Here is a 26,624-nt window from a genome sequence, read left to right on the forward strand (position 1 = left end):
CAAATACTTCGCAATCCGGACGTACTTCGCGCCGTCGGCCCGGCTTCCCTGGCCTCCCCAGCTCAGCGGGTGAACAGCGCCAGGCACTCCACATGGTGCGTCGAGGGAAACGCCAAGAACGCCCTGACCTCGGCGAGCTCGAAACCCTGTGCACGATAAAGGCCTACGTCACGGCCGAACGAGGCGGGATCGCACCCGAGGTGCACGATCCGGCGGGGACCCGCCTGCGCGATGGCGCTCACCACTTCCTTGCCGGCACCGGCACGCGGCGGATCGAGAACGACGACCTCCGGGGTCGGCAGGTCACCGACCACCCGCTCCACACGGCCCTGCCGGAACGAGATCTGGTCCACGTCCGCGAGCGCCGCGGCCCCGTCCTCCACCGCGGTACGCGACGACTCGACCGACACCACGCTCCCCCGGCTGCCCACCTGTCCCGCGAGCGCCGCGGCGAAGACACCGACGCCGCCGTACAGATCCCAGACGGTGCTGCCCTCGGAGGCCTGAGCCCACTCCGCGACCACCTCGGAGTAGGTGGTCGGCGCGCCGCGATGAGCCTGCCAGAAACCCGTTGCCGCAAGGGTCCATTCACGATCGCCGACACGTTCGACCGGCCGCCCCGAACCTTCGACGACCTTCTCGGCCCGCGGTGCGCTCGTGGCGGCACGCCGCGCCGAGGCACCGCGCCTGCCCGGGCTCTTGCGTCCGACGCTCGAAATCGCCGGAGGCGCGATCTCCACGATGTGCCGGTCGCCGTTCGCATCGAGAACCACCTGCAGGTCGGCGCCCGGCCGCCACACCCGCTCCGCCAGCCCCTGGTAGGCCGCAACGTCGATCTGCGGGCACTCGAGCTCGGGAACCACCTCGTTGCTGTGGTACCGCCGGTAACCGGGGTTGCCCGCAGCGTCGACCGCGAGCCGGACGCGGGTCCGCCACAACGTCCCGTTCGGCGCCCCTCCCGGGATCTCCTCGACGGCGATGTCCCGCTCGAGGCCACCGAGCCTCCGGAGCTGCTCGGCCACGACCGCGCCTGCGATGCGCCGCTGGGCCGGCACGGAGGCATGGGACATGTCGCAGCAGCCCGCGCCACCCGGACCGGACACCGGGCAGGTCGGATCGACCCGATCCTCCGATGCCTCCAGGATCTCCACCGCGTCGGCGAAACAGAACGAGCCGCCACGGTCCTCCGTGACCAGCGCGAACACTCGCTCGCCCGGTAGACCGTGCCGCACGAATATCACCCGGCCCTCGAACCGGGCGACGCAGAACCCGCCGTGTGCGGGATTGCCCAAGATCACCTCTACCCGGCGTCCGGACCAATCCGTGCGCGTGTCCTGCCGTTCCTGCCGACTCACTGCTGTTCCTCCTTGTCGAGACCCCGGCGCACCGCTCCGGGCGCCGAATCGATCCGTTCCCGCGCCACCGTCGCCGACGAACGCAGCTGCCACGGCACGCTCGTGACCATCACCCCGGGCTGGAAGAGGAGACGACTCTTGAGGCGTAACGCACTCTGGTTGTGGAGGATCTGCTCCCACCAATGGCCCACCACGTATTCCGGGATGAACACCGTCACCACGTCGCGCGGGGAATCACGCCGGACCCGTCGCACGTAGTCGAGAACGGGTCTGGTGATCTCACGATACGGCGACTCGACCACCTTCAACGGCACGGTGAGGTCGCTGCGTTCCCATTCACGGACAAGTTTGCGGGTGTCCTCCTCGTCCACGTTCACGGTGATGGCCTCGAGTGTGTCCGGCCGGGTCGCCCGCGCGTACGCCAGCGCACGCAATGTGGGCAGGTGGAGGGTCGATACGAGCACGATCGAATGTGTCCGGCTCGGAAGCACCCCGTCCCATTCCGCGCCTTCGAGTTCTGCCGTGATGCTGTCGTAGTGGCGACGTATCGCCTTCATCACACCGAAGATCGCCACCATCGTCACCACCGCGATCCAGGCACCGGCGGTGAACTTGGTGACGAGCACGACCAGCAGCACGGCCGTCGTCGCCACGAACCCGATCCCGTTGATCAGCCGTGACCGCTGCATCCGGCCGCGGATCGCGGGGTCCGTCTCGGTGGCCAGATACCGCGTCCAGTGCCGCACCATTCCGGCCTGACCGAGGCTGAAGGCAACGAACACACCGACGATGTAGAGCTGGATGAGCTTGGTCACCTCGGCGTCGAAGAGCCACACGAACACGATGGCCAGGCCCGCGAGAAACAGGATTCCGTTGCTGAACGCGAGGCGATCGCCGCGGGTGTGCAACTGACGCGGCAGATAGCGGTCCTGGGCGAGCACCGACGCGAGCACCGGGAACCCGTTGTAGGCGGTATTGGCGGCGAACACGAGGATCACGGCAGTCACCACCGCCATCACGAAGAAGGCGGCCGGAACGTCGCTGAAGACAGTCTGCGCGAGTTGCGCCACCAGCGTCTTCTGCTCGTACCCCTCCGGCGCTCCCCGAAGCTGCGTTGCCGGATTCTCGGCGACCACCACCCCGACACGCTGGGCCAGGAACACCACTCCGAGGAACAAGGTCACGGCGATCGCGCCCACCAGGAACAGGGTCGTGGCGGCATTGCGGGCCCGGGGCTTCCGGAACGCCGGTACCCCGGTGCTGATCGCCTCGACGCCGGTCAGGGCTGCGCACCCGGACGAGAAAGCCCGCGCCAGAAGGAAGATGAACGCGATCGCAGTGAGGTCGGTCTGCTCTGCGACGAGCTCGAAGTCGGCCGACTCGGCCCGCAGATCCTCGCCCAGGACGAAGATCTGCACCCAACCCCAGACGATCATCACCATCATGCAGCCCACGAAGGCGTACGTCGGGAACGCGAGTGCCTTGCCGGACTCCCGCAGGCCCCGCAGATTCACCGCGGCGAGCACCACGATCGCGGCGATGGCCAACGGCACCTTGTGCTCGGCCACGAAGGGCACCGCCGAGCCGATGTTCGCCGCGGCCGACGACAACGAGACCGCGACCGTCAGCACGTAGTCGACCATGAGTGCGCTGCCGACCGTCAGGCCCGCCGTGGCGCCGAGGTTCTTCGTCGCGATCTCGTAGTCGCCTCCCCCGGACGGGTAGGAGCGCACGTTCTGCCGGTAACTCGCGACGACGATCACCAGGACCACGGCTACAGCGAGCCCGATCCACGGTGAGAACGCGTATGCCGACAGACCTGCGACGGACAGGACGAGGAAGATCTCCTCCGGCGCATACGCGACCGACGACAATGCGTCGGACGCGAATACAGGCAGCGCTATCCGCTTGGGCAGCTGGTCGTGCCCGAGCGTGTCGCTGCGGAACGGGCGACCGAGCAGGAGCCGTTTCGTGGCAGTCGAAAGCTTTGACACCTGCAAAGCCTAAGCCGTCACCCTCGCCGAACGGCGCACCGCACACCCTGTCCGATTCCACACACCCGCGCACGGTTCCGTCACGTCCGACCTCGCACACGACCGGCGGGCGGTACGGTTCCGTTCGTCGACCGGGAAACACGGTCGTCTCGCGTTGTTCGTGTCCGAGCTGCGACCGAAGAAACGGAGTCACGGTGTACGTGGTGGTGATGGGGTGTGGCCGGGTGGGTTCGTCCGTGGCCACCGGACTCGCGCGACTCGGGAACGACGTCGCGGTCGTCGACCGCGATCCGAGCGCGTTCCTGCGGCTGGGACCGGACTTTCCCGGTACCACCGTGATCGGGATGGGATTCGACCGTGACGTGCTGATCCGCGCGGGTATCGAACGCGCCGACGCATTCGCCGCGGTGTCGTCGGGAGACAACTCGAACATCATCTCCGCCCGGGTCGCCCGCGAGACGTTCGGTGTCGAGCGGGTTGTCGCACGGATCTACGACGCGAAACGTGCGGCCGCCTACGAGCGCCTGGGCATCCCCACAGTTGCGACGGTGCCGTGGACCACGGACCGGTTCCTGCATGCGCTCACCCACGACAGCGAAACTGCGAAGTGGCGTGACCCGACGGGCTCGGTGGCCGTGGCGGGTGTGGACGTCCACGAAGACTGGGTCGGACGGCGCGTGACCGAACTCGAGGAAGCGACCGGTTCCCGCGTCGCGTTCCTCATCAGGTTCGGAACGGGTCTCCTGCCGGATCGCAGGACCGTCATCCAGGCCGGCGACCTCGTCTACCTCGCCGCCGTGTCCGGTTCCGCAGCCGAGGCGATCGCACGGGCCGAGAGCCCTCCGGCCGAGGACAACTGAGCACGATGACCCCGTCAACCGAGAGGAACCGTCGATGAAGGTGGCCATCGCAGGCGCCGGAGCGGTCGGGCGGTCCATCGCCCGTGAGCTCGTGCGCAACAACCACGAAGTCATGCTGCTCGAGCGCAAACTCGACCACGTCGAGCCCGCGGCCGTGCCGCAGGCCCAATGGGTACACGCCGACGCGTGTGAGCTCAGCCTGCTCGAGGCGGCCGGCCTGGAGAACTACGACGTGGTGATCGCCGCGACCGGTGACGACAAGGTCAACCTCGTGCTCAGCCTTCTCGCCACCACCGAGTTCGGCGTACCGCGCGTCGTGGCCCGCGTGAACGACCCGCGCAACGAATGGCTCTTCGACGAATCCTGGGGCGTCGACGTTGCGGTGTCCACGCCGCGCATGCTCGCCGCGCTCGTCGAGGAGGCCGTCACCGTCGGAGATCTGGTCCGTTTGATGACGCTGCGCAAGGGCGCGAACCTCGTCGAGATCACGCTGCCCGACACCACCGCGCTCGCGGGCAAGCCCGTCCGCAAGCTGCAACTGCCGCGCGATGCCGCGCTGGTGACGATTCTTCGTGGTGAGCGCGTGATCGTCCCCCAGCCCGACGACCCCCTCGAGGGTGGGGACGAACTGCTGTTCGTCGCTTCACAGGACGTCGAGGACGAGTTGCGGGCGGCCGTCGGCCTCTAGCCACCCGGCTCCGCCGTCACGACCGGCGCCCCGCCTCCCACCCCGGTACGCTGTGCCGACCACGCCGTAGGGCGCGGTGCAGGGATTCGGAGGTGACGCAGCCATGACCGTATATCGGCAGCAGATCGCCGGTGTCTCACACGAATTCCACGGTCTCGTGGATCTTCTCGCCAAAGCGTCCCCCCGACGGTCCGGTGACGAACTCGCCGGTTGTGCCGCCCATTCCGACGCAGAACGCGCGGCGGCCCAGTGGGCGCTCGCGGACGTGCCGCTGACGGCCTTTCTCGACGAGTCGGTCGTCCCCTACGAATCGGACGAGGTCACCCGCCTGATCGTCGACACGCACGACACCGAGGCGTTCGCGCCCGTCGCACACCTGACGGTCGGCGACTTCCGCGACCACTTGCTCGCCGTCGCCGCACAACCGGACTCCGCGGTCGTGCTGGGAGCCCTCGCACCCGGCCTGACCCCCGAGATGGTCGCGGCGGTGAGCAAGATCATGCGGAACCAGGATCTGATCGCAGTGTCGCGCGCGGCGAACGTGACGAGCGCGTTCCGCACGACGGTCGGGCTGCCGGGACGGTTGTCGACGCGATTGCAACCGAACCACCCGCTCGACGACCCGCACGGGGTTGCGGCCGCGGTCCTCGACGGCCTGCTGATGGGTTGTGGTGACGCGGTGGTCGGGATCAATCCCGCAAGCGACTCTCCGCATGCGGTCGCCGACCTGCTCCGCCTCCTCGACGACATCCGGCAGCGATTCTCGATCCCGGTCCAGTCGTGTGTGCTCACCCATGTCACCACCACCGTCGACCTGATCGAGAAGGGCGCGCCCGTCGATCTGGTCTTCCAGTCCGTCGCGGGTACCGAGGGCGCCAATCGCGGGTTCGGAGTCGATCTGGCACTGCTGAGGGAAGGCAACGAGGCTGCCCGGGCTCTGCGCCGAGGAACCGTGGGTGAGAACGTCATGTACCTCGAAACGGGCCAGGGATCGGCGCTGTCGTCGGGTACGCACCTCGGGACGGACCGCCGACCGGTCGATCAGCAGACTCTCGAAGCCCGCGCCTACGCTGTCGCCCGCGAGCTGGATCCCCTGCTGGTGAACACCGTCGTCGGATTCATCGGACCGGAGTACCTCTACGACGGCAAACAGATCATCCGAGCCGGTCTCGAAGACCAGTTCTGCGGGAAGTTGCTCGGCCTGCCGATGGGCGTCGACGTCTGCTACACCAATCACGCCGAGGCCGACCAGGACGACATGGACACTCTGCTCACGTTGCTGGGTGTCGCCGGAACTGCGTTCGTCATCACCGTCCCCGGTGCCGACGACATCATGCTCGGTTACCAGTCGCTTTCGTTCCACGACGCGTTGTACGTGCGAGATGCCCTCGGCCTGCGGCCGAGTCCGGAGTTCGAGGACTGGCTCCGCAAACAAGGGATGGCCGACGAATCCGGCCGCATCCTCCCGATCGATGTGGCGGCGTCACCGCTGCGCGCACTCGGAGGTGCGCTGTGACGGACGCGTGGGACGAACTACGACGCCACACCCGGGCCCGCATCGGGCTGGGACGCGCGGGCAACGGCCTACCCACCCGGCGGCACCTCGAGTTCGTCGCCGCCCAGGCGGCCGCACGCGACGCCGTTCACGCCCCCCTCGATGTGGCGTCCCTCGCGGACCGGCTACGAGCCCTCCGACTCGGGGAACCCCTGACGGTGCGCAGCGCCGCCGCGGACCGCGATGTCTACCTTCGCCGGCCCGACCTGGGACGCCGTCCGGAGGAAGGCACGACGCTGCCGCACAGCGGTGCCGACATCGGGATCGCCCTGTGCGACGGTCTGTCGTCCACCGCGCTCCTCGCGCACGGCCCCGACCTGACCGCCGCAATCGTGCGGGCGCTTCCCGGCCTGACCTTCGCACCGCCGGTGATCGCCACCCAGGCACGGGTCGCGCTCGGCGATCACATCGGCGCACAACTCGGCGTCACGACCATGCTGGTTCTCATCGGGGAACGTCCGGGCCTGTCGGTTGCCGACAGTGTCGGCGTCTACCTGACCCATCACCCCGAGCCCGGACGCCGCGATTCCGAGCGCAACTGCGTGTCGAACATCCATCCGCCCCACGGAATGAGCTGCGACCACGCTGCGCGGGTGGTCGCGGCTCTCGTGGACGGGGCCCGGAAGCTGGGCGCGTCCGGGGTCGTTCTCAAGGACGACTCACGTGCCCCGTCGCTGACCGAGGTGGACCGACCCGCGTTGTAGCCCGCCGACTCGGCGGCCGGTTACGCGTCGTCGGACGGTGGCCCGGGATCGCGGCGATCCTCCTTGAGGGCATGACGGGGAGCCGCCGCGGACTCGGGCGCGGGGTCGGGTGCCGGTTCGACGAGGCGGTCGGCCTTGCGCACAGCCCACAGGGTCACGAGCAGTACGAGCCCGGTGAGCGGCCAGCCCATTCCGATGCGGGCGACGGCCAGCCACCCGGTCTCGTCGGCGTCGTAGAGGTGGTTCTGGACGAGATACCGCGCCAGGAACACCAGCGCCCAGGCGATGGTCGCGATGTCGTACGCACGGACGGCTTCCCGATGGGTGCGCCACCGGGAAGCCTGCCCGTTGAGCATGCCCCAGATGACGCCCACGAGCGGCCGGCGGACTATCACGGATACGACGAAAGCCCCGCCGTATACGAGGCTGGCGTAGATCCCGAAGAGGAAGTAGCCCTTGGCGTCGCCGGTGCGGTAAGCGATGAAGGCGCACACCGCGACGCCGATGAAACCCGAGATCGCGGGCTGGATCGGGGTTCCCCGGATCAGGCGCCAGACCAGGACGCCGCAGGCCACGGCCACAGCGGCCCAGATGGCGACCGTCAACCCCCACCAACTGTTGGCAGGCACGAACACCAGCACCGGCAACGTCGAATACACCAACCCGCTGATGCCACCGAGTTGCTCCAGCATCGTCGGCTGCCTGATGTCGCTCACGCCTACGAGGGTGCCATATTCACGCGGGGACGCCCGGCTCGGACCAGTGCCGCCGCCCGTGACGGGCGCGACGGCAACCGCCTCGTCAGGCCGGGCCGCGCAATTCGTAGTAGGGGTTGTAGATCACGCGCCGGCCGTCGCGTTCGCCGACCCGTCCTCGCACCAGCAGTGTCTTGCCGGTTTCGATACCCGGAATGCGCCTGCGTCCGATCCAGACGAGCAGGAGGGAATCGGTGCCGTCGAAGAACTCCGCCTGCACGGTCGGGGCGGCGGCCTTCGAACACGACTCCACGCTGCGGAGCCGGCCGAACATGGTCACTTCCTGGCCGCGGGTGCACTGGACGACGGGAACTGCACCCGTCGAATGCGACGACTCGGCCATCTCCTCTGCGTCGAGTTCCTCGATATCCTCGGTCAACCGACGAGTGAGCCGGCGTAGGTAACCGGCCGCGGCGGGTGGCATGGCGCGCTCCTGTACACGGTGGGCACATGCGTGCCCGAAGTTGTCGTCCGTTCGTCACTGTAGACCGATTCCGGGCAAGTACAAGCACACCGGGTGGCCGGGCACTTTCGGGCGTTCGGCAGGATTGTGACATGTTCCGCACCGAGCCCTTCACCGTCGATTCCAGCACCGTCCGTGCCGCCGTCGTCCTGCCCGGAACCGGGTCCGACGCGGACTTCGTCGACCGGGTGTTCCGGGGGCCTCTACGCTCCCGGGGAATCGACATCGTGGCGGTCGATCCCGACCCGAAACGGGTGGTGGACAGCTATGTCCACGCGATGGACGCTGCCGCACGGAGCGGCCCCATCCTGGTCGGCGGGGTCTCGATCGGTGCGGCAGTCGCTTCGAAATGGGCGGCGGAGCATCCCGGCCTCGCCGCTGGGGTGCTGGCTGCGCTGCCGGCGTGGACCGGCGACCCCCAGGCGGCGCCCGCCGCGGCGAGCGCGAAATGGACGGCATCGGAACTCCGCGCTCGTGGGCTCGACGACGTGACCGCCGCGATGGCGGCCTCGAGCCCTGCGTGGCTCGCCACGGAACTGACCCGGTCGTGGAAGGCGCAGTGGCCCGATCTTCCGTCGGCACTCGAAGAGGCGGCGGGTGTGCACGCTCTCGATGTGGCGGGCCTTCGCGCGTTACAGGTGCCAGTCGGTATCGCAGCGGCCGTGGACGACGCCGTGCATCCGCTCGAGACGGGCCGGCAATGGGCTCGGGAGATCCCGCGCGCCGCATTGGCGACCCTGAGTCTGGCCGAGATCGGCGAGGATCCGTCCCGTCTCGGCAGCCTGTGTCTCACGGCGCTCGACGAGGCGTGTGCCGATCCGGCCCCTGGCGGTGACCGGACCGGCGCTACCGGCTAGAACCCCAGCTGCTGCATCGCGGAGCCGGATTCGCCGCGCCGGGGCGGCTGCGGCGGCCGGACAGACGGTGGCGCGGGGTTCGTCCCGGCGGGCGGCTGTGGCGCGGGGCGTCCGCCCTGTTGCGGCGCCCGAGGCACACCCTGCTCAGGGGGTCGACCCTGCTGAGGAACTCGGCCCTGCTGCGGCTGCTGTCCCTGCTGCGGGGCTTGCTGTCGCGCTGCGGCCTGCTGCTGCGCCGCCGCGGCAAGCTGGTTCGCGAGTGCTTCGGGAAGGACGACCGGCAGCGGTGTGCGCACGGGGTACGGCTCCGCTCCACGACGGACCACGGTGCCTGCGACGACGGACCGCGCGAGCGCGACCAGTTCCGAATCCGCACCGGCGTTGCCCGTCGGACCGGCGACGACACAACGGATCATCCAACGGGGACCGTCCACGCCGATGAAGCGAAGATCCGCGTTGGGCGTGACGCCGTGCAGTTCCCGGCCCCAGGGCCCGGACTCCATGCTGACGGTCGCGTTGTCGTTGCGCAGGGTCTCGGACAGTTCCGCGGCGACTTCACGCCACTGCCCGGGCGACTTCGGGGCCGCGTAGGCCGAGACGGTGATCCGGCCGAACTGGGTGACCAGGTGAACATTCTGCGGCGCACCGCTCTGCGCCATCTCCACCTGGATCTGGCTCCCCTGAGGGAGCGGTATCAGCACGGATCCGAGATCGAGGCGAGAACCGGTGAGAGACTCCTCGTCGATCTCGGTGATGTCGAACGGGCCCTCGTCCCCGGCATCACTGCTCGCGTAGTCGTCGTACCCGGTTTCGTCGTACTGCGCCTCGTCGTATCCGGCCTCGTCGTATCCGGTGTCGGCGAAGCCGGCGTCGTCGTAGCCGTTCTCTGCGTAGAACGCTTCGCCGGCCCCGGCGTCGTCCGATCCACGCTTCTTGCGACGTCCGAACATGTCAGGAACCTTCCTTCACGAGACCCGCGTGTCCGCCGCTGGATCCGTATCCGCCGCTGCCGCGCACGGTGTCGTCGAGCTCGTCGACCTCGACGAACTCGACCAGTTCGACGCGCTGGACCAGCAATTGGGCGATCCGGTCACCGCGACGCAGTTCGATGGCGTTTTCGGTGTCGTGGTTGATCAAGCAGACCTTGATTTCTCCACGGTATCCCGCATCGACCGTCCCAGGAGTGTTCACGATCGACAGGCCGAACTTCGCAGCGAGCCCGGAACGCGGATGAACGAGCCCGACGGTACCCATCGGCAGGGCGACGGAGATGCCGGTTCCGACCAGAGCTCGCTGCCCCGGTTCGAGAGTCAGGTCGACAGTGGTGCAGAGGTCGACACCCGCGTCACCGGGGTGAGCGCGGGTGGGCACGGGGATCCCGGGGTCGAGACGACGCAGCGGGATGCGCGGAAGATCGGTCACGGGGACCGAGGTTACTCTGCGGATTGCGCGTCCCCGCTGCGGGCGCGAAGCGGTGGGAGGACGGCGACTATCCTGGGCTTGTGTCTCGATCCTCTCGCTCCGGAGCGACCCCCGGCCGGACCACCGGCACCCCTGCCTTCTCCGAACAGATGTGGGTGCCGTGGTGGTGGTGGCCCATCGGTCTCGGCATCGCTGCTCTCCTCGCGGCCGAGCTGCACATGGGCGCGCCGGGCCTCTACGCATGGCTGCCGTACGTCCTCCTGCTGCCCTTCCCGATCTGGGCTCTGATCTGGCTGTCCCGCAGCAAGGTGGAAGTCGTGGACGGCGAACTGGTCGTGGGACGCGCGCATCTGCCCGTCGACGTGATCTCACGCGGCGTGGTGGTCCCTGCGTCGGCGAAGAGCGCCGCGATGGGACGGCAGCTCGACCCGGCAGCCTTCGTGCAGCACCGGCCCTGGGTCAAGACCATGGCGATGGTCGTCCTCGACGATCCCGACGACCCGACGCCCTACTGGTTGATCAGTACGCGGCATCCCGCCGAGCTGCTCGCTGCGCTGGGGTGTGAAGTGACCTCGGTGAAGTAGCCGGGACCGAAGCGGTCCGGCCGCCGGGTCTCCCTCCCGGAGGCCCGGCTGGCAGCCACCGGAGCAGCGTCATCAGCAGATATGAGACGGCCGGGTGAGTGCGGCATGTTCCGCAAACACCCGGTGCCGTCGTCGTCCGGGGCGACCACCCGGCAACGTGGTGCCGCGCGGTCGCCGGGGATGTCAGGCCGCGCAGTCGCGGCAGATCATCACGCCGTTCTCCTCAGTTGCCAGTCTGCTGCGGTGATGCACCAGGAAGCAGCTCGAGCACGTGAATTCGTCGGCCTGCTTGGGCACGACGCGCACCGACAGCTCTTCGCCGGACAGATCCGCACCGGGCAACTCGAACGACTCGGCGGTGTCCGATTCGTCGACGTCCACCACAGCGGACTGCGCTTCGTTACGCCGCGCCTTCAGTTCCTCGAGTGAATCCTCCGACACCTCGTCACTTTCGGTCCGCCGCGGTGCGTCGTAGTCAGTCGCCATGTCCTCTTACCTTCTAATCTTCGTGCGGGCGCTCAGCAGAAGCACGGATGATGCTCCCGGCCAAGGCAACGCTCGACGGTGTGATGAAGTTCCCTGGATAGTTTCCGGGATAGTTTCCGGGATCCCGGACCTACCCGAATGCGTCTAATCCCAACCCGCTCGTCTCCACTTCTACGACACGGGCCGCCGAACAATAGCCGACACTGCACAGAAATATGCAACCAATTTCGCAGCCGGTCGGCAATTGCCGAGTAATTGTCACCAACACCACAGAAACCCGTGACATTCCCGGGCCGGATCGGCGACACCTCAGGAGCCCTCCATCGGGTGGAGGACACGCCCTCTAGAGTGAGTGCGCACGATCACCGGTACGAAGACGAGAGGCAGGGCCGCGTGGTTTCCCTGATCACACATGGCACCGCTACCGACAAGCGCGGCCGGCCGTTCCGCCGTCGCAAGGCTTTACCGGCAGCGATCGCCGCTGCAGTTCTCGCAGCCGCGACCATCGTCGTCTGGAGCTCGGTGTTCAGCTCCGTCGAACCGGTGACGACCACGGTCGCGTGCAACCCGCCGTCACTCGACGCATCCGGCCCGGACGGCGCGCGGCCTGCGCCTCTCGGAGACGTCGTGGATCGCTCGACGCTCCTCGACATCGAGCCCGCGCCCCTGGCTGCCACCCGCGTTCGTGTGTTCAACGCCAACGGCGAACGCGGTCAGGCGACGCACGTGGCCGCGCAGTTGAGCGATTACGGCTTCGCCAGCGCGCCGGACGTGCAGGCCGGTAACGATCCTGTGTATCTGGACCAGAACATGCAGTGCCAGGGACAGATCCGGTTCGGCGAGTCGGGCAAGGCCGCCGCCGGCGCGGTCTGGCTTCTCGCTCCGTGTGCCGAGCTGGTCCAGGACTCGCGGGAGGACGACACCGTCGACTTCGCGCTGGGCACGTACTTCAAGGACCTCTCCCCCTCCGCCGACGCCGAAGAGGTCCTGAGGACGCTGCGTGAGGTTCCGGCGGGTGAGGGTTCGGCGCCGCTCGACATCGATCTTCTCACCGCCGCCCGGGACGCTCGCTGCTGATTACTTTTTCACTTCGGGTGCAAATGGGTACGCCCGTCTCAAATTCACGTGAACCCGGAACTGATATTCGGGTGAATCGGGCGCATTACTCAATTCGGTGCGTTGTGATTTGCGCCTAATTCGGTCAGTAAGTCGTCGAATGCAACGGCGATTCCGGGCGCGGCCGCGACGGTGACCTCGCCCACGTCGCCGAACCCCTCGGGCAGCCGGACCACCGCGCCGGCCTCCGTCGCGACGAGCGCACCCGCGGCCCAGTCCCACGGGTTCAGCCCGTGCTCGTAGTGAGCGTCGACGCGACCGGCGGCCACCATGCACAGGTCGAGCGCGGCCGCACCGATGCGCCGGATGTCACGGACCCGCGGTAGCAGCACAGCCACGATCGCACCCTGATGGGCGCGGCGCGCCGGCGAGTACGAGAAGCCTGTCGCCACGAGGGACAGTCGGAGGTCCGTCACCGGGTTGCATCGCAGAGTCGTCACCTCGCCGCTCGCATCCGTGAGCGTCGCGCCCGCGCCTTCGGCCGCCGCGTAGATGTCACCCGACGCGATGTCGACGACCGCTCCCGCAATCGATCGACCGTCGACCTGCGCCGCGACCGAAACCGCCGACGCGGGGATCCCGTAGACGAAGTTGACGGTGCCGTCGATCGGATCCACCACCCAGCGCACTCCCGAGGCCCCTGTTCCGGCGACCTGGCTGCCACCGCTCTCCTCCCCGAGGAAGGCATCGTCGGGACGCAGCTCGCGCAGTCGTGCGCGGATCAAATCCTCGCTCTCGGTGTCGGCCACCGTGACCGGATCGGTGTGGCTGGACTTCGTGCGGACCGAACCGCCGTCGTTCGACCCGAGCGGACCGAAAAGTTCACCGCGACGGGCACGGACGTGGGTTGCGGCTTCCCGTGCGACGGTGACGGCCACCTCGCGCAGCTCGGCCAGGTCCGATTCGGTGAAGGTTTGCTCGACAGGCATCTCCTCATCCGAACACACCCGCTCTCGCCGCACCAGCGGACGGCGCGCCGGGCAGGACGAAGCCCCGGTTCGGCGCCCCGCGCCGCGGCGGACCACACTAAAGTTGCGGCAGGCGCAGTCCGGGCTCCACCCGGGTGGACGATCCGAGCGAGAGGAACACGCGATGACCCAGGAGACCCTGTCGGGTTCGTCGGATTCGGTGCAGTCGTCGAACCTGGGGTTCGGGGTCGACGTCGGTGGCAGCGGCATCAAGGGCGCGGTGGTGGATCTCGACACCGGGCAACTTGTCGGTGAGCGCATCAAGATCCTCACCCCCGATCCCTCGACGCCGGACTCGGTGGCCGCGACGGTCGCCCAGATCGTGGAGCAGGCCGAATGGTCGGGCCCGGTGGGTGTGACCCTGCCGTCGGTTCTGATGAGTGGTGTCGTCCGCACCGCCGCCAACATCGACTCGTCGTGGATCGGCACCGACGCGATCGGCTTGTTCACCGGGGCACTTGGCCGGAAGGAGGTCTCCGTGCTCAACGACGCCGACGCCGCCGGGATCGCAGAAGACCGCTTCGGTGCCGCGAAGGACACCGGTGGAGTGGTCATACTCCTCACCTTCGGCACGGGTATCGGCTCCGCCGTGCTGCACGACGGCGTGCTCCTTCCCAACACCGAGTTCGGTCACATGGAGATCGACGGACACGAAGCCGAGCACATTGCCGCGTCGTCGGTGAAGGACAAGCTCGGCCTGTCGTACAAACAGTGGGCCAAGCGGGTCTCCCGGGTTCTCGAGCACTACGAAGCGCTGTTGTGGCCCGACCTGTTCATCGCCGGCGGCGGGATCAGCCGCAAACATCACAAGTGGATCCCCTTGTTGACGAACAGGACTCCGGTCGTGCCCGCCGAACTGCGCAACGCCGCAGGGATCGTCGGAGCCGCGTATGCAGCAAAAACCGGCGTAACTCCCTGAGTCGCGCTCATCCTCTCCGGGCGGAATCGTTACAATGGTCCACAGCCGGCCGGAACCGGCCTGATCCCGACAGACCTCTCCGCCGGAACACCTCTGGCGCGACGCCGCACTACCTCGTCACGAAAGGGCGTACGTGGCAGCCACCGACATCCACACCGCTGATTCAGAGAACGAATCCGCACCAGTTGCAGGCGCCTCCGGCGCCGCCCCAGACGCTGAGGACACCGCGCCGAGCACCAAGCCCCCAGCGAAGAAGGCCGCAGCGAAAAAGGCTCCCGCCAAGAAAGCCGCAGCGAAGAAGGCTCCCGCCAAGAAAGCCGCAGCAAAGAAGACTCCCGCCAAGAAGGCGGCTGCCAAGAAGTCCACCGCGGTCGCCGGCGAGGAAGAATTCGACGCCGCGAACGTGGCCGATCTCGCCGACCTCGAGATCTCCGAGGGCGAACTCGCCACCACCGAGGATGTCGTGGTGGAGGAAGAGGAGCCCAGCGAGAAGGACAAGGCGTCGGGTGACTTCGTCTGGGACGAAGAAGAGTCCGAGGCGCTGCGTCAGGCCCGCAAAGATGCCGAACTCACGGCGTCCGCCGACTCGGTTCGTGCGTATCTGAAGCAGATCGGCAAGGTTGCGCTGCTCAACGCCGAGGAAGAAGTCGAGCTCGCCAAGCGCATCGAGGCCGGTCTGTACGCGGTCTACCGTCTGCAGCAGCTCGCCGAGAAGGGCGAGAAGCTACCCGTGGCGCAACGCCGCGACATGAACTGGATCTGCCGCGACGGCAACCGCGCCAAGAACCACCTGCTCGAGGCGAACCTCCGACTCGTCGTCTCGCTCGCCAAGCGCTACACCGGCCGCGGAATGGCCTTCCTGGACCTGATCCAGGAAGGCAACCTCGGTCTCATCCGCGCGGTCGAGAAGTTCGACTACACCAAGGGTTACAAGTTCTCCACGTACGCCACGTGGTGGATCCGGCAGGCGATCACGCGCGCCATGGCCGACCAGGCCCGCACGATCCGTATTCCGGTCCACATGGTCGAGGTCATCAACAAGCTCGGCCGCATCCAGCGCGAACTGCTCCAGGATCTCGGGCGTGAGCCCACTCCGGAGGAGTTGGCGAAGGAAATGGACATCACGCCCGAGAAGGTGCTGGAGATCCAGCAGTACGCGCGTGAACCCATTTCTCTCGACCAGACGATCGGTGACGAGGGCGACAGCCAGCTCGGCGACTTCATCGAGGATTCCGAAGCGGTCGTCGCTGTCGACGCCGTGTCGTTCACGCTGCTGCAGGACCAGCTCCAGTCGGTCCTCGAGACCCTCTCCGAGCGCGAGGCCGGCGTGGTCCGGTTGCGCTTCGGCCTCACCGACGGCCAGCCGCGCACGCTCGACGAGATCGGTCAGGTCTACGGGGTGACCCGCGAGCGTATCCGCCAGATCGAGTCGAAGACGATGTCGAAGCTGCGGCACCCGTCCCGCTCGCAGGTACTGCGCGACTACCTCGACTGACATTTTCTCGTGAAGCGAGGGCCACCCCACTCGGGTGGCCCTCGCTTCTCGTTTCGGCACCCGGGTGCGTGCCCGCGCCCTCGCCGGTGCACCGGTCCTACGCGGCCGGCACTCACAGAGGCGCGAAGCGTCCGTCGGTACCCGGCCGGTATTCGGTGACCGCGACGACCGCCGCGACCGGCAGCGGACCGTACAGGTGCGGAAACCGCATCGACTCGGGGTCTTCCGGCACACCCGGTTCGAAACGAACCGGATCGGTGAGCATCGACGGATCGACGTGCAGCAGCATCAGGTCGGTCCGTCCGGCGAACAAACGGTCGGCCGGCAGATGCACCTGCGCGGGCGTCGACAGATGCACGAATCCCGTCTCGTCCAGCGACACCGGCGTCACAGCGCCCGCGTCCTGAGCCCGACTCCAGTCGTCGCGTGAACAGATGTGCAAGAGGATGTCGGTCATCGGATCATTCTCGCCGTGGCTCCGCGGGCGCGCACTGCAGCCTCTCCGCTGCCCGATCCCGTGTGGACTCGCTCACGGGCGCTGCGCTGTCAGCGAACACAACCTGGGACAAAGCGCCACGTCGGAGCCTTTTCGCAGGTCCATGCGTGAACCGCACCACCATTGGGCACCCGGGGGAACAACCCATCGACCCGAAACGTCTGTCAGAGTAGATCCACCGCGCTACCCCCGGCGCGGCGGACCAGACCCCAGGCACCCGATTTCAGCGGTAGCCAGTTTGGAGGAGTCATGCCCGGTACGTTGACCAGCCCGAAGTTGACCGCTGCAGATCGCTGCGATCGGTGCAATGCTGCCGCTCGTGTCCGCGCCGTGCTTCCTGCCGGTGGCGAGTTGCTTTTCTGCGGCCACCATGCCAACGAGCACGCCGATCGTCTCCGTGAACTCGGTGCGACGATCGCCACCGAAGAAGAATCCGACGCGACCGTGTGACCCTCCGTCAGGAGCCGCACGGCACCCGACCGGAAGCGGGCGACCACATCGATGTGGTCGCCCGCTTTTCGTCTGTCACCAGCTCCGCAGGATCGCAATCCGGTCGCGCAACTGCTCGACGGTCGCCATCGCGGTCGGCGGACCCCCGCACTGGCGGCGTAGATCCCCGTGGATGACACCGTGCGGCTTACCGGTCCGGTGATGGACCACAGCCACGAGTGAGTTGAGCTCGCGCCGCAACTGTGCCAGGGAATCGGCGGTCGCCGCCCGCTCCGCCACTTGCGGAGGTGGCTCGTGCGCGGGCGCGGCTTTCGGCTTGTCGAGTTGCTGCTCCTGGCGTTGGCGCAGCAACGCCCGCATCTGGTCTGCGTCGAGCAGTCCGGGCAGACCGAGATAGTCGGCTTCCTCGTCGCTCCCGGAGAACGTCGCCGTACCGAACGAGGAACCGTCGTAGATCACCTGGTCGAGTTCGGCGTCCGCACCCAGCGATTGGAAGGCCTTCTCGTCCTCACCCGGCTCGTCCTTCCGGCGGTTCGCGTCGGCGAGCAGTTCGTCGTCGAACCCTTCCTTCACCCGGTGCGGCTTGCCGAGAATATGGTCGCGTTGCGCCTCGAGCTGGCTGGCGAGGTCGAGGAGGACCGGCACCGACGGCAGGAAGACACTCGCCGTCTCGCCCTTGCGGCGCGCACGCACGAACCGGCCGATGGCCTGCGCGAAGTACAACGGCGTGGACGCGCTCGTCGCGTACACCCCCACCGCGAGGCGGGGAACGTCGACGCCTTCGGACACCATGCGCACGGCGACCATCCAGCGCTGAGCGCTCGCACTGAACTCCGAAATCCGCTTCGACGCAGTGGGATCGTCGGACAGAACCACGGCCGGCGCTTCGCCGGTGAGCGCCTCCAGTGTCCGCGCGTACGCACGCGCAACCGTCTGATCGGTCGCGATGACGAGTCCGCCCGCGTCGGGCATCCCACCGGCCCGCAGTTGTTCGAGCCGGGTGTTCGCGGCCCGCAGGACAGCGGGGATCCAGTCGCCGTCCGGGTCGAGTGCGGTGCGCCAGGCCCTCGCCGTCTGTTCGGCGCTCAGCGGCTCACCGAGACGGGCGGTGAACTCCTCCCCCGCGTTCGTGCGCCATCGTGCCTCTCCCGAGTAGGCGAGGAACACCACCGGCCGCACCACACCGTCCGCGAGGGCGTCGGCGTAACCGTACGAGTGGTCCGCCTTGGACTGCATCAGTCCGTCGCCGTTCGGCTCGTACGTGACGAACGGAATAGCGCTGTCGTCGCTGCGGAACGGTGTACCGGTCAGCGCGAGACGCCGCGTCGCGTCGCCGAACGCCTCCCGGATGCCTTCGCCCCAGCTCTTGGCGTCACCGCCGTGGTGGATCTCGTCGAGGATCACCAGGGTCCGGCGCGCCTCCGTGCGCACCCGGTGCTTGAACGGGTGCGACGCCACCTGCGCGTACGTCACGACGACGCCCTGGAAATCGCTCGAGGTCTGCCCGGTCGAGTTCGAGAAGTTCGAGTCGAGCGCGATACCGACGCGCGCAGCGCCCGCTGCCCACTGGTGCTTGAGGTGCTCGGTGGGCGCGACCACCGTGATCTGGTCGACGGTACGGTCGCGAAGCAGTTCGGATGCGACACGCAGTGCGAATGTGGTCTTACCAGCGCCCGGGGTGGCAACCGCGAGGAAATCGCGGGGCTTGGTCGCCAGGTACTTCGTCAGGGCGCGACGCTGCCAGGCGCGAAGCTGTCCCCCCGGAGCGGAGGTCGTAGCTTGTCCGACGGTTTCGATGCTCACCGGTTTCTCGTGCTCCTTGTCCGCATAGCTCTGATCGACCTCCGCCGGTGCCACTACATTTTCGACTCGACCGGACGTCGACCGTCCTGAAGCCTAACGTCTCGGCGCAGCGATCCCGGCCACGAACCGCGCGCCGAAGATCACCCCCGAACGGATCGTGGCAGACTTTCCCTGCACCTAACCCGCCCGGCAACACGCACAACGGCATGTCGTCGGGAATGCTGGAAGCAGATGAACGACACAGCCCGATCCGCCTCTCCGAATCTCCGCGTCCGCGTACGGCACGCGGTACGCCGGAGTGGGCAGGTGGTCTGGCACACGCTGTCGATGGCGTGGTCCCATTCCATCTTCAGCAAGGCGGCCACCGCGGCGTTCTGGCAGACGCTGTCGTTGCCGCCGCTGCTGCTCGGGCTGCTCGGCAGCCTCGGTTACGTGGGCGGATGGTTCGGGCCGGACACCGTCGACATCATCACGTCCAAGATCGTCACCTTCACCCGCACGGCGTTCAGCGACAGCGTGGTGGACCAGATCATCCAGCCCACGGTGGAGGACGTCCTCAACCGTGGCCGCGCCGACGTGATGTCGGTCGGGTTCGTGCTCTCGTTGTGGGCGGGTTCCTCGGCGATCTCGACCTTCGTCGATTCGATCGTCGAAGCCCACCATCAGCAGAATCACCGCAACCCGATCTGGCAGCGGATCTTCGGGTTGCTGCTCTACGTGATGTTCCTCATCCTCGCGGTGTTCACGCTGCCGCTCGTCGCCCTCGGACCGACGATAATCGGCCGGTTGCTGCCCGATTCCTGGTACACCCTCGGATCGTCCCTCGTCGACACGTTCTACTACCCCGGGGTGGGGCTTCTGCTGCTGCTCGGTCTCACCACGCTGTACAAGGTCGCGTTGCCCAAGTCGCTGCCCTGGCACCGGTTACTCGGGGGTGCGCTGGTCGCGGGTGCGTTCTTCATGGCATCGAGCGTGGGGTTGCGCTGGTACCTGACGGTCATCACGTCGACGGGATACACCTACGGCGCACTGGCGGCGCCCATCGCGTTCCTGCTCTTCACGTTCTTCCTCGGCTTCGCCATCGTGCTGGGCGCGGAGTTCAACGCCACCGTTCAGGAGTTCTGGCCGGCGCGCGCGACCCGGATGGAGCAGTGGAAGGAGTGGCTGAGCGCGCAGGCCGACCAGCAGCCGTCGCCCGAACTCGGTGCGGTCACGAACCTGACGCGCCGGATCACCGCAGCGAGCCCTATCCGGATCTCCGACCTGCTACGACCGGGCGATCAGACGCCCGAGGCATGGCCCCTCGACAGCAACGCCCAGCCCGATCTGCACGTCACCGACGTACCGGTCACCGACCGGAACGGGCGCACGCCTCCCGACCGGGACGGCTCGGACACCGATTCCCGGAGCGAAGCAGAATCCGGGCATGCAGAAGAGGCCGGGGGAGATACCTCTCCCCCGGCCGACGATGCCGATCTACTGCCGCTGGATCCGGGTGCCGGGACCGTGCCCGAACCTCACTCGCCCTTGCGCAGGCCTTCGTAGACCTTCTTGCACTCGGGGCACACCGGCGAACCCGGCTTCGGCGATCGAGTGACCGGGAAAACCTCACCGCACAGCGCCACGACGTGGGTTCCCATGACCGCGCTTTCGGCGATCTTGTCCTTCTTCACGTAGTGGAAGAACTTAGGAGTATCGTCTTCGGTCGTCTCGTCGGTGGTGGTATCCGGCCGTTCCTTGGTATCCGTGCTCACGTATCCATGATGCCGCACGAAGACCGGAGATGCGCGTGTGCATATGAGGAGCGGGCGTGGGAAGGTGGAGGCTATGGCAAGAACTTCAGGTTTCGGCGGATCTCCCGACAGCGGATCGCCCGAAAACCCGGTTCTGATCACGGAGGCGTCGACGTCTCTCGAGGACCAGCACCGAGCGCGGGTCCGCAAGTACCTCACGCTGATGTCGTTCCGTATCCCCGCGCTCATCCTGGCGGCCGTCGCGTACGGCGTCTTCCAGAATCCCTGGATTTCGATGGCGATCATCGGGCTGTCGATCCCGCTTCCGTGGGTCGCCGTCCTGGTCGCCAACGACCGGCCACCGCGCCGCAAGGACGAACCGAGCCGCTGGGACGGCCGCTACGACACGAACCCCGCGATCGAGGCGCGCGACCACCGGGTCATCGACGGTTAGGGCGCGACGCCCTGCGAGAATGCACGGGTGGACCGCGACCTGCTTCTGTCGATCTGCCCCTCGCTGCGCACCGCGCTGCGCCGATGCCACTACGACCTCGACTCCGTGCGCGAGCTTCTCGGCCCGGAGGCGCATGCCGCGTACGGCCGTGGCGAACCCGTGCCGGCGCGACGCGCTGCCCGCGGCGCGGGCGATCTCGGGTTGCTCGTGCGCCTGTTCCTGCTCCAGGACACCTGCCCCGAAGAGGACGTAGCGCGTGCCCTGGCACCGGTGTCGGCGGATGACGCGATCCGCGCGGGACTTCTCGAGCGCGACGGCGACGGAGTCCGCGCCGCCCTCGACCTGCGTCCGCTCGACGCGGGAACCGGCAACCGGTGGCTGCTCTCGGACCTCGACGGCTCGCTCCGGCCGACGGTCACCCGCCCCGACCATGTCCTCGGGGTCGGGCAGGCTTCTTTGTCACTGCTGCACGCGACCCCCACCGATCCTGTCGGCTCCGTGCTCGACCTGGGCACGGGCTGCGGCGTCCAGGCGATCCGCGCGACCGACTACGCCGACGCCGTGACGGCCACCGACATCACCCCGCGGTGTCTGACCCTCACCGCCGCAGGTGCGCTGCTCAACGACGTCGACGTCGAACTGCTCAAGGGCTCGTGGTTCGACCCGGTAGCGGGCCGCACGTTCGATCGCATCGTTGCGAACCCTCCGTTCGTGGTCAGTACCGGCGGTGTCGAGCACAGCTACCGTGACTCCGGACTCGACCTCGACGGCGCGAGCAAACTGATGATCTCGGAGGCCGCACGGTATCTGAATCCCGGCGGAACGGCTGCGATGCTCGCGTCGTGGGTGCACGTCGACGGTGAGGACTGGCGCGCCCGCGTCGCGTCCTGGCTCCCGGCACACGGCGTCGACGCGTGGATCGTGCAGCGGGACGTCGCCGACCCTGCCCTCTACGTGGGCACGTGGCTGCGCGACGGGGACGCCGACGAACGTGACCCCGAGGGTGCGGCGACGGCGGAGCGATGGCTCGACCATTTCGAACGCAATCACGTCGACGGAGTCGGCTTCGGGTTCGTCTACCTACGGCGGACCGACACCCCCTCCGACGTGCTCGCCGAAGATCTCCGGCACGCCTTCACCGACGCCCTCGGAGACGAGGCGATCGACTACTTCCGTCGCGTGGAGTGGCTCCGGAACCACGACGTGCTCGACGCGCGGTTCGCCCTGCGGTCCGACACCGCACTCGAGCGGGTGTATCTCCCGGGCGAGGACGGCTGGCAGGAAACCGTCACGCGGATACATCGCGGTAGCGGCCCGGCGTGGCAACACGAGGTCGACGACCTCGCCGTGGCGTTGCTCGGCGGAATGCGTGCAGACGGATTGCCGTTGGAGGATCTGGTGTCGCTGCTCGCCGCAGCGCACGGAGAGGACGAAGAGGAGTTGGCAGCGCACGCTGTGACACTCGTGCAGGGCCTGGTCCGGCACGGCCTCATCGAACCGGCCTGATCCACGTCTGCCGTTCCGTCGGAGCGGCACAGGGACGATCTCTCAGCAACTTCTCAGGACAGGCGGCGGGTTTCCGCAGGTCAGTGCGGTGGCGCTCACACTCCTCAGGGAACTATCGCAGGGCTTCCGGGCGTTGAACCCTGTAAGACACCACCGATGAGGAGGCACGTCATGGCACGCCCCGCAACAACCGCTCGCGTCGATTCGGACATCGACAGCCAGAGCCCCGCCGCTGATCTTGTCCGCGTCTACCTGAACGGCATCGGCAAGACAGCCCTGCTGACGGCAGCCGACGAGGTGGAACTGGCCAAGCGGATCGAGGCCGGCCTGTATGCCAAGCACGTGCTCGAGACCAAGAAGCGTCTCACCGCCGCGAAGAAGCGCGATCTGTCGATCGTCGTGCGCGAAGGCCAGGCAGCCCGTAGCCATCTTCTCGAGGCCAATCTTCGCCTCGTGGTTTCTCTGGCGAAGCGGTACACCGGGCGCGGGATGCCCCTGCTGGATCTGATCCAGGAAGGCAACCTCGGCCTGATCCGCGCCATGGAGAAGTTCGACTACGCCAAGGGCTTCAAGTTCTCGACCTACGCGACCTGGTGGATCCGCCAGGCCATCACCCGCGGCATGGCCGATCAGAGCCGCACCATCCGTCTCCCCGTCCACCTCGTCGAGCAGGTCAACAAGCTCGCCCGGATCAAGCGCGAACTGCACCAGCAGCTCGGGCGGGAAGCCACCGATGCGGAACTGTCGAGCGAATCGGGCATCGCGGTCGAGAAGATCGCCGATCTGCTCGATCACAGCCGCGACCCGGTGAGCCTCGACATGCCGGTCGGCAACGACGAGGAAGCTCCGCTCGGTGACTTCATCGAGGACGCCGAAGCCACCTCGGCGGAGAACGCCGTCATCGCGGGACTGCTGCACAGTGATGTCCGGACGGTGCTGGGCACGCTCGACGAGCGCGAGCAGCAGGTAATCCGCCTGCGGTACGGACTCGACGACGGGCAGCCGCGCACCCTCGATCAGATCGGCAAGCTGTTCGGGTTGTCGCGCGAGCGGGTTCGGCAGATCGAACGCGAAGTGATGGGCAAGCTTCGCGAGGGCGACCGCGCAGATCGCCTTCGCGCATATGCCAGCTGACCGGGCGCGTCAGCGGTAAAGATCCCCGAGGACCGGGCTGGGTCCTCGGGGATCGTCCTTTTCCGGGGCGGTGCACGCTCGGTGCGCCGCAGACTGCCGCTTCAGCGCAAGCGGCGGGGACCGAGGTCGAGCGGGTGCGGTTCCGGACCGATCCGCAGGTGGGCGTCGGTCAGTTCCACCCCCACCGGGGACGCCAGGAGTGGCTCGCACACGAGATCGCGAACCTCGGGCAGATCGTCGGCGAAAGCCGAGATCCGCTGCACGAAATCCACCAGCGCGGCCTTGTTCACCGGTGCCGCGTTGCGGTACCCGGAGAGCAGCGGCGCGGCCTTGGGAGCGTCGATCAGTTCCATCGCTTCGTCCTCGGTGAGAGGCAGCACGCGGTATGCACGGTCGCCGAGAAGATCGGAGATCACGCCGGCGAGGCCGAACGAGATCAGCGCTCCGAACGACGGGTCGTCCTGCACGCGGATCGCACATCCGATGCCCTTGACGGCCATCTTCTGCACGTGCAGAAGGGGCTCGCCGGACATCAGCGCGAGGTCCCGGTAGGCGATCCGTACCGATTCCGCGTCTACGAGATCGAGCCGCACCCCGCTCAGGTCGGGACGGTGACGCCACTGAGCGCCGGTGGCCTTGACCGCGACCGGAAACCCGATCTCCGTCGCGGCGGCGACTGCTTCGGATTCGGTGGTGACGGCCCGGAAATCGGCGATCTGCACGCCGTAGCACGACAACAGCAACGCCGCCTCCGTGTCGGACAGGTACCTGCCCTCGGGAGAGGTCTCGAGCCATCCGTGGACGAGTGCGCGGGCTCGTTCGGGATCGATCCCGGCCGGACGCACGACCTGCGACGGCGGCCGGCTACGCCACTTCGCATAACTCCACGCCCGCGCGAGTGCCTTGGCCGCGCGTTCCGGCCCCGGGTACGACGGCACCGACCCTTTGGTGGGGTTGCCCGCGGCATCCCGCACGGCGAGAACGTCGGGGATGCCTTCGGTGGCGAGGAAGGTGGTCACGACGGGCTTGTCCGAACCGGATACGGCGTCGCGCAGCGCCTGCGCGAAAGGCTGGACGTCGACGGCGACCGGCGGCACGAACACCGCGATCACCGCGTCGATGTTCTCCGAATCCAGTGCGTGTGCCACGGCTTCCGCGAACTCGTCCGGGCTCGCCTGCGGCCCGAGGTCCACCGATTCCGGCGCCACCAGCCCTTCTCCCCGTGCGGCGTCGACCGCGAGCACGCCGAGAGCGGTGGAGTTGCCGATCACGGCCACCCGCGGTCCGGCGGGAAGCGGTTGATACCCGAAGAGCAGGGCCGAGTCGAACAGTTGCGCAATCGATTCGACCTGCACCACACCGGCCTGCTCGAACAGACTGCGCACCATGGTGTCGTCCATCTCGCCGGTGCGTGCCGCGAGGGCGGGCGGTACGGCGTGGCGTCCGCTCTTGACTGCCACGATCGGTTTGCTCCGTGCTACCCGCCGGGCGATGCGCGAGAACTTCCTCGGATTGCCGAAGCTCTCGAGGTACAGCAGCACAACTTCGGTGGCGGGATCCGTATCCCAGTACTGCAACAGATCGTTGCCGGACAGGTCGGCGCGGTTGCCGGCCGAGACGAACGACGACAGGCCCACACCGGTCTTCGCGGCCTCGTCGAGGATGGCGATACCCAGGGCACCCGACTGGCAGAAGAACCCGACGTTGCCCGCCGCCGGAAGCACCGGCGCCAGGGTCGCGTTGAGCATGATCGCCGGATCGTTGTTGGCCACCCCGAGAGCATTGGGGCCGATCAGGCGCATGCCGTGGGAGCGGGCGGCCAGCGCGAGCCTGCGTTCCGCATCGCGGCCCTCCGGTCCGGTTTCGCCGAATCCGGACGAGACGACGAGCAGGGCTTTGACACCTTTGGCGAGGCAGTCGTCGAGGACCGCGTCGATGGACTCGGCGGGCACCGCGGCGATCGCGAGGTCGACTTCGTCCGGGATGTCGCGCACCGTCGGGTAGGCGCGGACGCCGCGCACCGAGCGGTGTTCCGCATTGACCGGGTACACCGGTCCGGTGAATCCGCTGCGCAGCATGTTCACGAGGACTGCGTTGCCGACCTTGCGGCTGTCTGTGGACGCACCGATCACCGCGACGCTGCCGGGACCGAGGATGTTGCGGACGCTGCGTGCCTCGGCGGCGCGTTCGCGGGCGTTGCGCACCGAGACGAGCGCTTCGGTGGGGTCGATCGCGAACTCGAGCCGGACCACGCCGCCCTCGAAACTGCGACTGACCTGGTATCCGGCTTCGCGGAACACGGTGATCATGTGGCGGTTCTCGGCGAGAACCTCCGCCACGAAGGTGTGGAGGCCGTTCTCGGCGGCCGCACCGGCGAGATGCTCGAGGAGAATCGGTCCGAGGCCACGCCCCTGGTGGGCGTCGGCGACGGTGAAGGCCACTTCGGCAGAAAGGCCGTCCCCCTCGCCGGGCAATCCCTCGTACCGGCCGACCGCGATGATCTCGTCGCCGAGCAGCGCGACGAATGCGACGCGCGTGTGGTGATCGACGACGGTGAACCGGAAGAGGTCCTTCTTCGAGATCGTCGGGTACGGCCCGAAATAGCGCAGGTAGCGGGTTCGCTCCGACAACTTGCCGTGGAATTCGATGATGCGGTCGGCGTCCTCGGGCACGATCGGCCGCAGATGCACGACCCCGCCGTCGGAGGCGAGGACGTCGGCCACCCAGTGACGTGGATAGTCGCGAGCGACGGCCAGCGCGTGCTCGCGTGCTGCGTCGGCGGCGGTTTCCGCTTCGCTCTTCGCGGGCTCGACGCCCGAGTCCGCCG

26 protein-coding genes are annotated in these 26,624 nt (G+C 67.8%); 14 read left to right on the forward strand and 12 right to left on the reverse strand.

The window, feature by feature from the left end:
• Positions 1-62: 62 nt before the first annotated feature.
• Both RDCOP1_RS02500 and RDCOP1_RS02505 read right to left on the reverse strand, forming a co-directional pair.
• Positions 63-1,355 carry a class I SAM-dependent RNA methyltransferase gene (locus RDCOP1_RS02500; RefSeq protein WP_072698465.1) on the reverse strand — a complete coding sequence of 431 codons (1,293 nt, stop codon included), beginning with the start codon at positions 1,353-1,355 and terminating at the stop codon, positions 63-65.
• Positions 1,352-3,349 carry an APC family permease gene (locus RDCOP1_RS02505; protein WP_072698466.1) on the reverse strand — a complete coding sequence of 666 codons (1,998 nt, stop codon included), beginning with the start codon at positions 3,347-3,349 and terminating at the stop codon, positions 1,352-1,354. The genes RDCOP1_RS02500 and RDCOP1_RS02505 overlap by 4 nt, the downstream gene beginning before the upstream one ends.
• A 194-nt stretch (positions 3,350-3,543) precedes the next feature.
• Between RDCOP1_RS02505 and RDCOP1_RS02510 the strand changes: the two genes are divergently transcribed.
• From RDCOP1_RS02510 to eutC, 4 genes are all read left to right on the forward strand, one after another.
• Entirely contained in the window at positions 3,544-4,209 is a 666-nt protein-coding gene (locus RDCOP1_RS02510) for a potassium channel family protein (RefSeq protein WP_072698467.1), read from the forward strand.
• 34 nt (positions 4,210-4,243) lie between these two features.
• Positions 4,244-4,897 carry a potassium channel family protein gene (locus tag RDCOP1_RS02515; protein ID WP_072698468.1) on the forward strand — a complete coding sequence of 218 codons (654 nt, stop codon included), beginning with the start codon at positions 4,244-4,246 and terminating at the stop codon, positions 4,895-4,897.
• Positions 4,898-5,000: 103 nt separating this feature from the next.
• Positions 5,001-6,413, forward strand: coding sequence for an ethanolamine ammonia-lyase subunit EutB (locus RDCOP1_RS02520; RefSeq protein WP_072698854.1), 1,413 nt, complete (start codon positions 5,001-5,003; stop codon positions 6,411-6,413).
• Positions 6,410-7,156 carry an ethanolamine ammonia-lyase subunit EutC gene (gene eutC, locus RDCOP1_RS02525; protein WP_072698469.1) on the forward strand — a complete coding sequence of 249 codons (747 nt, stop codon included), beginning with the start codon at positions 6,410-6,412 and terminating at the stop codon, positions 7,154-7,156. Before RDCOP1_RS02520 ends, eutC begins: the two co-directional genes overlap by 4 nt.
• A 20-nt stretch (positions 7,157-7,176) precedes the next feature.
• Here the strand turns inward: eutC and RDCOP1_RS02530 are convergent, their stop codons facing one another.
• Together RDCOP1_RS02530 and RDCOP1_RS02535 are read right to left on the reverse strand one after the other, a co-directional pair.
• On the reverse strand, positions 7,177-7,872 hold the full coding sequence (locus RDCOP1_RS02530; protein WP_072698470.1) for a DUF3159 domain-containing protein: 696 nt from the start codon (positions 7,870-7,872) through the stop codon (positions 7,177-7,179).
• Between the two features lie 85 nt (positions 7,873-7,957).
• Entirely contained in the window at positions 7,958-8,335 is a 378-nt protein-coding gene (locus RDCOP1_RS02535; RefSeq protein ID WP_072698471.1) for an OB-fold nucleic acid binding domain-containing protein, read from the reverse strand.
• Positions 8,336-8,466: 131 nt separating this feature from the next.
• Here RDCOP1_RS02535 and RDCOP1_RS02540 point away from each other — a divergent pair, with 131 nt between their 5' ends.
• A complete protein-coding gene (locus tag RDCOP1_RS02540; protein WP_072698472.1) occupies positions 8,467-9,231 on the forward strand; it encodes an alpha/beta fold hydrolase in 765 nt (254 codons plus the stop codon).
• Here the strand turns inward: RDCOP1_RS02540 and RDCOP1_RS02545 are convergent.
• Together RDCOP1_RS02545 and dut are read right to left on the reverse strand one after the other, a co-directional pair.
• On the reverse strand, positions 9,228-10,181 hold the full coding sequence (locus RDCOP1_RS02545) for a DUF3710 domain-containing protein (protein WP_072698473.1): 954 nt from the start codon (positions 10,179-10,181) through the stop codon (positions 9,228-9,230). The two genes, RDCOP1_RS02540 and RDCOP1_RS02545, sit on opposite strands and share 4 nt — an antisense overlap.
• Position 10,182: 1 nt before the next feature.
• Positions 10,183-10,653: a dUTP diphosphatase gene (gene dut / locus RDCOP1_RS02550; protein ID WP_072698474.1), complete on the reverse strand. Its 471-nt coding sequence runs from the start codon at positions 10,651-10,653 to the stop codon at positions 10,183-10,185.
• Between the two features lie 149 nt (positions 10,654-10,802).
• On the opposite strand from dut, the gene RDCOP1_RS02555 reads away from it, so the two are divergent.
• Positions 10,803-11,237 (forward strand): DUF3093 domain-containing protein, encoded by a 435-nt coding sequence (locus RDCOP1_RS02555; protein ID WP_072698475.1) that lies wholly within the window; start codon positions 10,803-10,805, stop codon positions 11,235-11,237.
• A 183-nt stretch (positions 11,238-11,420) separates the two neighbouring features.
• Here RDCOP1_RS02555 and RDCOP1_RS02560 read toward each other — a convergent pair whose 3' ends face one another.
• Positions 11,421-11,723, reverse strand: coding sequence for a DUF4193 domain-containing protein (locus RDCOP1_RS02560; protein WP_072698476.1), 303 nt, complete (start codon positions 11,721-11,723; stop codon positions 11,421-11,423).
• A gap of 393 nt (positions 11,724-12,116) precedes the next feature.
• Here RDCOP1_RS02560 and cei point away from each other — a divergent pair, with 393 nt between their 5' ends.
• Positions 12,117-12,800 carry an envelope integrity protein Cei gene (cei, locus tag RDCOP1_RS02565; RefSeq protein ID WP_072698855.1) on the forward strand — a complete coding sequence of 228 codons (684 nt, stop codon included), beginning with the start codon at positions 12,117-12,119 and terminating at the stop codon, positions 12,798-12,800.
• 89 nt (positions 12,801-12,889) lie between these two features.
• On the opposite strand, the gene RDCOP1_RS02570 is transcribed toward cei, so the two are convergent.
• Positions 12,890-13,768 (reverse strand): inositol monophosphatase family protein, encoded by an 879-nt coding sequence (locus tag RDCOP1_RS02570; RefSeq protein ID WP_072698477.1) that lies wholly within the window; start codon positions 13,766-13,768, stop codon positions 12,890-12,892.
• Positions 13,769-13,931: 163 nt separating this feature from the next.
• Between RDCOP1_RS02570 and ppgK the strand changes: the two genes are divergently transcribed.
• The gene (gene ppgK / locus RDCOP1_RS02575) at positions 13,932-14,726 is read left to right on the forward strand and encodes a polyphosphate--glucose phosphotransferase (protein ID WP_072698478.1); all 795 of its coding nucleotides are present in this window, start codon (positions 13,932-13,934) and stop codon (positions 14,724-14,726) included.
• 133 nt (positions 14,727-14,859) lie between these two features.
• Complete coding sequence (locus RDCOP1_RS02580; protein WP_072698479.1) at positions 14,860-16,221, forward strand: RNA polymerase sigma factor; 1,362 nt, start codon at positions 14,860-14,862, stop codon at positions 16,219-16,221.
• 112 nt (positions 16,222-16,333) lie between these two features.
• Here RDCOP1_RS02580 and RDCOP1_RS02585 read toward each other — a convergent pair whose 3' ends face one another.
• Positions 16,334-16,678, reverse strand: a complete 345-nt coding sequence (locus RDCOP1_RS02585) for a DUF952 domain-containing protein (RefSeq protein ID WP_072698480.1) — start codon at positions 16,676-16,678, stop codon at positions 16,334-16,336.
• Between the two features lie 288 nt (positions 16,679-16,966).
• Here RDCOP1_RS02585 and RDCOP1_RS02590 point away from each other — a divergent pair, with 288 nt between their 5' ends.
• Positions 16,967-17,167 carry a DUF7455 domain-containing protein gene (locus RDCOP1_RS02590; RefSeq protein WP_072698481.1) on the forward strand — a complete coding sequence of 67 codons (201 nt, stop codon included), beginning with the start codon at positions 16,967-16,969 and terminating at the stop codon, positions 17,165-17,167.
• A gap of 75 nt (positions 17,168-17,242) precedes the next feature.
• Here the strand turns inward: RDCOP1_RS02590 and RDCOP1_RS02595 are convergent, their stop codons facing one another.
• Positions 17,243-18,970, reverse strand: coding sequence for a DEAD/DEAH box helicase (locus RDCOP1_RS02595; RefSeq protein WP_072698856.1), 1,728 nt, complete (start codon positions 18,968-18,970; stop codon positions 17,243-17,245).
• 231 nt (positions 18,971-19,201) lie between these two features.
• Here RDCOP1_RS02595 and RDCOP1_RS02600 point away from each other — a divergent pair, with 231 nt between their 5' ends.
• The gene (locus RDCOP1_RS02600; protein ID WP_072698482.1) at positions 19,202-20,515 is read left to right on the forward strand and encodes a YihY/virulence factor BrkB family protein; all 1,314 of its coding nucleotides are present in this window, start codon (positions 19,202-19,204) and stop codon (positions 20,513-20,515) included.
• Here RDCOP1_RS02600 and RDCOP1_RS02605 read toward each other — a convergent pair.
• On the reverse strand, positions 20,488-20,724 hold the full coding sequence (locus RDCOP1_RS02605) for a DUF3039 domain-containing protein (RefSeq protein WP_072698483.1): 237 nt from the start codon (positions 20,722-20,724) through the stop codon (positions 20,488-20,490). The genes RDCOP1_RS02600 and RDCOP1_RS02605 overlap by 28 nt on opposite strands.
• A 73-nt stretch (positions 20,725-20,797) precedes the next feature.
• On the opposite strand from RDCOP1_RS02605, the gene RDCOP1_RS02610 reads away from it, so the two are divergent.
• From RDCOP1_RS02610 to RDCOP1_RS02620, 3 genes are all read left to right on the forward strand, one after another.
• On the forward strand, positions 20,798-21,157 hold the full coding sequence (locus RDCOP1_RS02610; RefSeq protein WP_072698484.1) for a DUF3099 domain-containing protein: 360 nt from the start codon (positions 20,798-20,800) through the stop codon (positions 21,155-21,157).
• 27 nt (positions 21,158-21,184) lie between these two features.
• A complete protein-coding gene (locus RDCOP1_RS02615) occupies positions 21,185-22,663 on the forward strand; it encodes a N5-glutamine methyltransferase family protein (RefSeq protein ID WP_072698485.1) in 1,479 nt (492 codons plus the stop codon).
• A 171-nt stretch (positions 22,664-22,834) separates the two neighbouring features.
• Positions 22,835-23,797, forward strand: a complete 963-nt coding sequence (locus RDCOP1_RS02620) for a sigma-70 family RNA polymerase sigma factor (protein ID WP_072698486.1) — start codon at positions 22,835-22,837, stop codon at positions 23,795-23,797.
• Positions 23,798-23,898: 101 nt separating this feature from the next.
• On the opposite strand, the gene RDCOP1_RS02625 is transcribed toward RDCOP1_RS02620, so the two are convergent.
• Complete coding sequence (locus RDCOP1_RS02625; protein WP_072698857.1) at positions 23,899-26,553, reverse strand: bifunctional acetate--CoA ligase family protein/GNAT family N-acetyltransferase; 2,655 nt, start codon at positions 26,551-26,553, stop codon at positions 23,899-23,901.
• Between the last annotated feature and the right edge of the window lie 71 nt (positions 26,554-26,624).

Source organism: Rhodococcus coprophilus NBRC 100603, assembly GCF_001895045.1.
In the GTDB taxonomy this organism is placed as follows: domain Bacteria; phylum Actinomycetota; class Actinomycetes; order Mycobacteriales; family Mycobacteriaceae; genus Rhodococcus; species Rhodococcus coprophilus.

Coding starts and splice junctions, on each gene's coding strand:
- RDCOP1_RS02540 (WP_072698472.1), top strand. CDS start 8,467: ATGTTCCGCACCGAGCCCTTCACCGTCGATTCCAGCACCGTCCGTGCC.
- RDCOP1_RS02535 (WP_072698471.1), bottom strand. CDS start 8,335: ATGCCACCCGCCGCGGCCGGTTACCTACGCCGGCTCACTCGTCGGTTG.
- RDCOP1_RS02545 (WP_072698473.1), bottom strand. CDS start 10,181: ATGTTCGGACGTCGCAAGAAGCGTGGATCGGACGACGCCGGGGCCGGC.
- RDCOP1_RS02585 (WP_072698480.1), bottom strand. CDS start 16,678: ATGACCGACATCCTCTTGCACATCTGTTCACGCGACGACTGGAGTCGG.
- RDCOP1_RS02560 (WP_072698476.1), bottom strand. CDS start 11,723: ATGGCGACTGACTACGACGCACCGCGGCGGACCGAAAGTGACGAGGTG.
- RDCOP1_RS02515 (WP_072698468.1), top strand. CDS start 4,244: ATGAAGGTGGCCATCGCAGGCGCCGGAGCGGTCGGGCGGTCCATCGCC.
- RDCOP1_RS02555 (WP_072698475.1), top strand. CDS start 10,803: ATGTGGGTGCCGTGGTGGTGGTGGCCCATCGGTCTCGGCATCGCTGCT.
- RDCOP1_RS02520 (WP_072698854.1), top strand. CDS start 5,001: ATGACCGTATATCGGCAGCAGATCGCCGGTGTCTCACACGAATTCCAC.
- ppgK (WP_072698478.1), top strand. CDS start 13,932: ATGACCCAGGAGACCCTGTCGGGTTCGTCGGATTCGGTGCAGTCGTCG.
- RDCOP1_RS02590 (WP_072698481.1), top strand. CDS start 16,967: ATGCCCGGTACGTTGACCAGCCCGAAGTTGACCGCTGCAGATCGCTGC.
- RDCOP1_RS02570 (WP_072698477.1), bottom strand. CDS start 13,768: ATGCCTGTCGAGCAAACCTTCACCGAATCGGACCTGGCCGAGCTGCGC.
- RDCOP1_RS02620 (WP_072698486.1), top strand. CDS start 22,835: ATGGCACGCCCCGCAACAACCGCTCGCGTCGATTCGGACATCGACAGC.
- RDCOP1_RS02600 (WP_072698482.1), top strand. CDS start 19,202: ATGAACGACACAGCCCGATCCGCCTCTCCGAATCTCCGCGTCCGCGTA.
- RDCOP1_RS02610 (WP_072698484.1), top strand. CDS start 20,798: ATGGCAAGAACTTCAGGTTTCGGCGGATCTCCCGACAGCGGATCGCCC.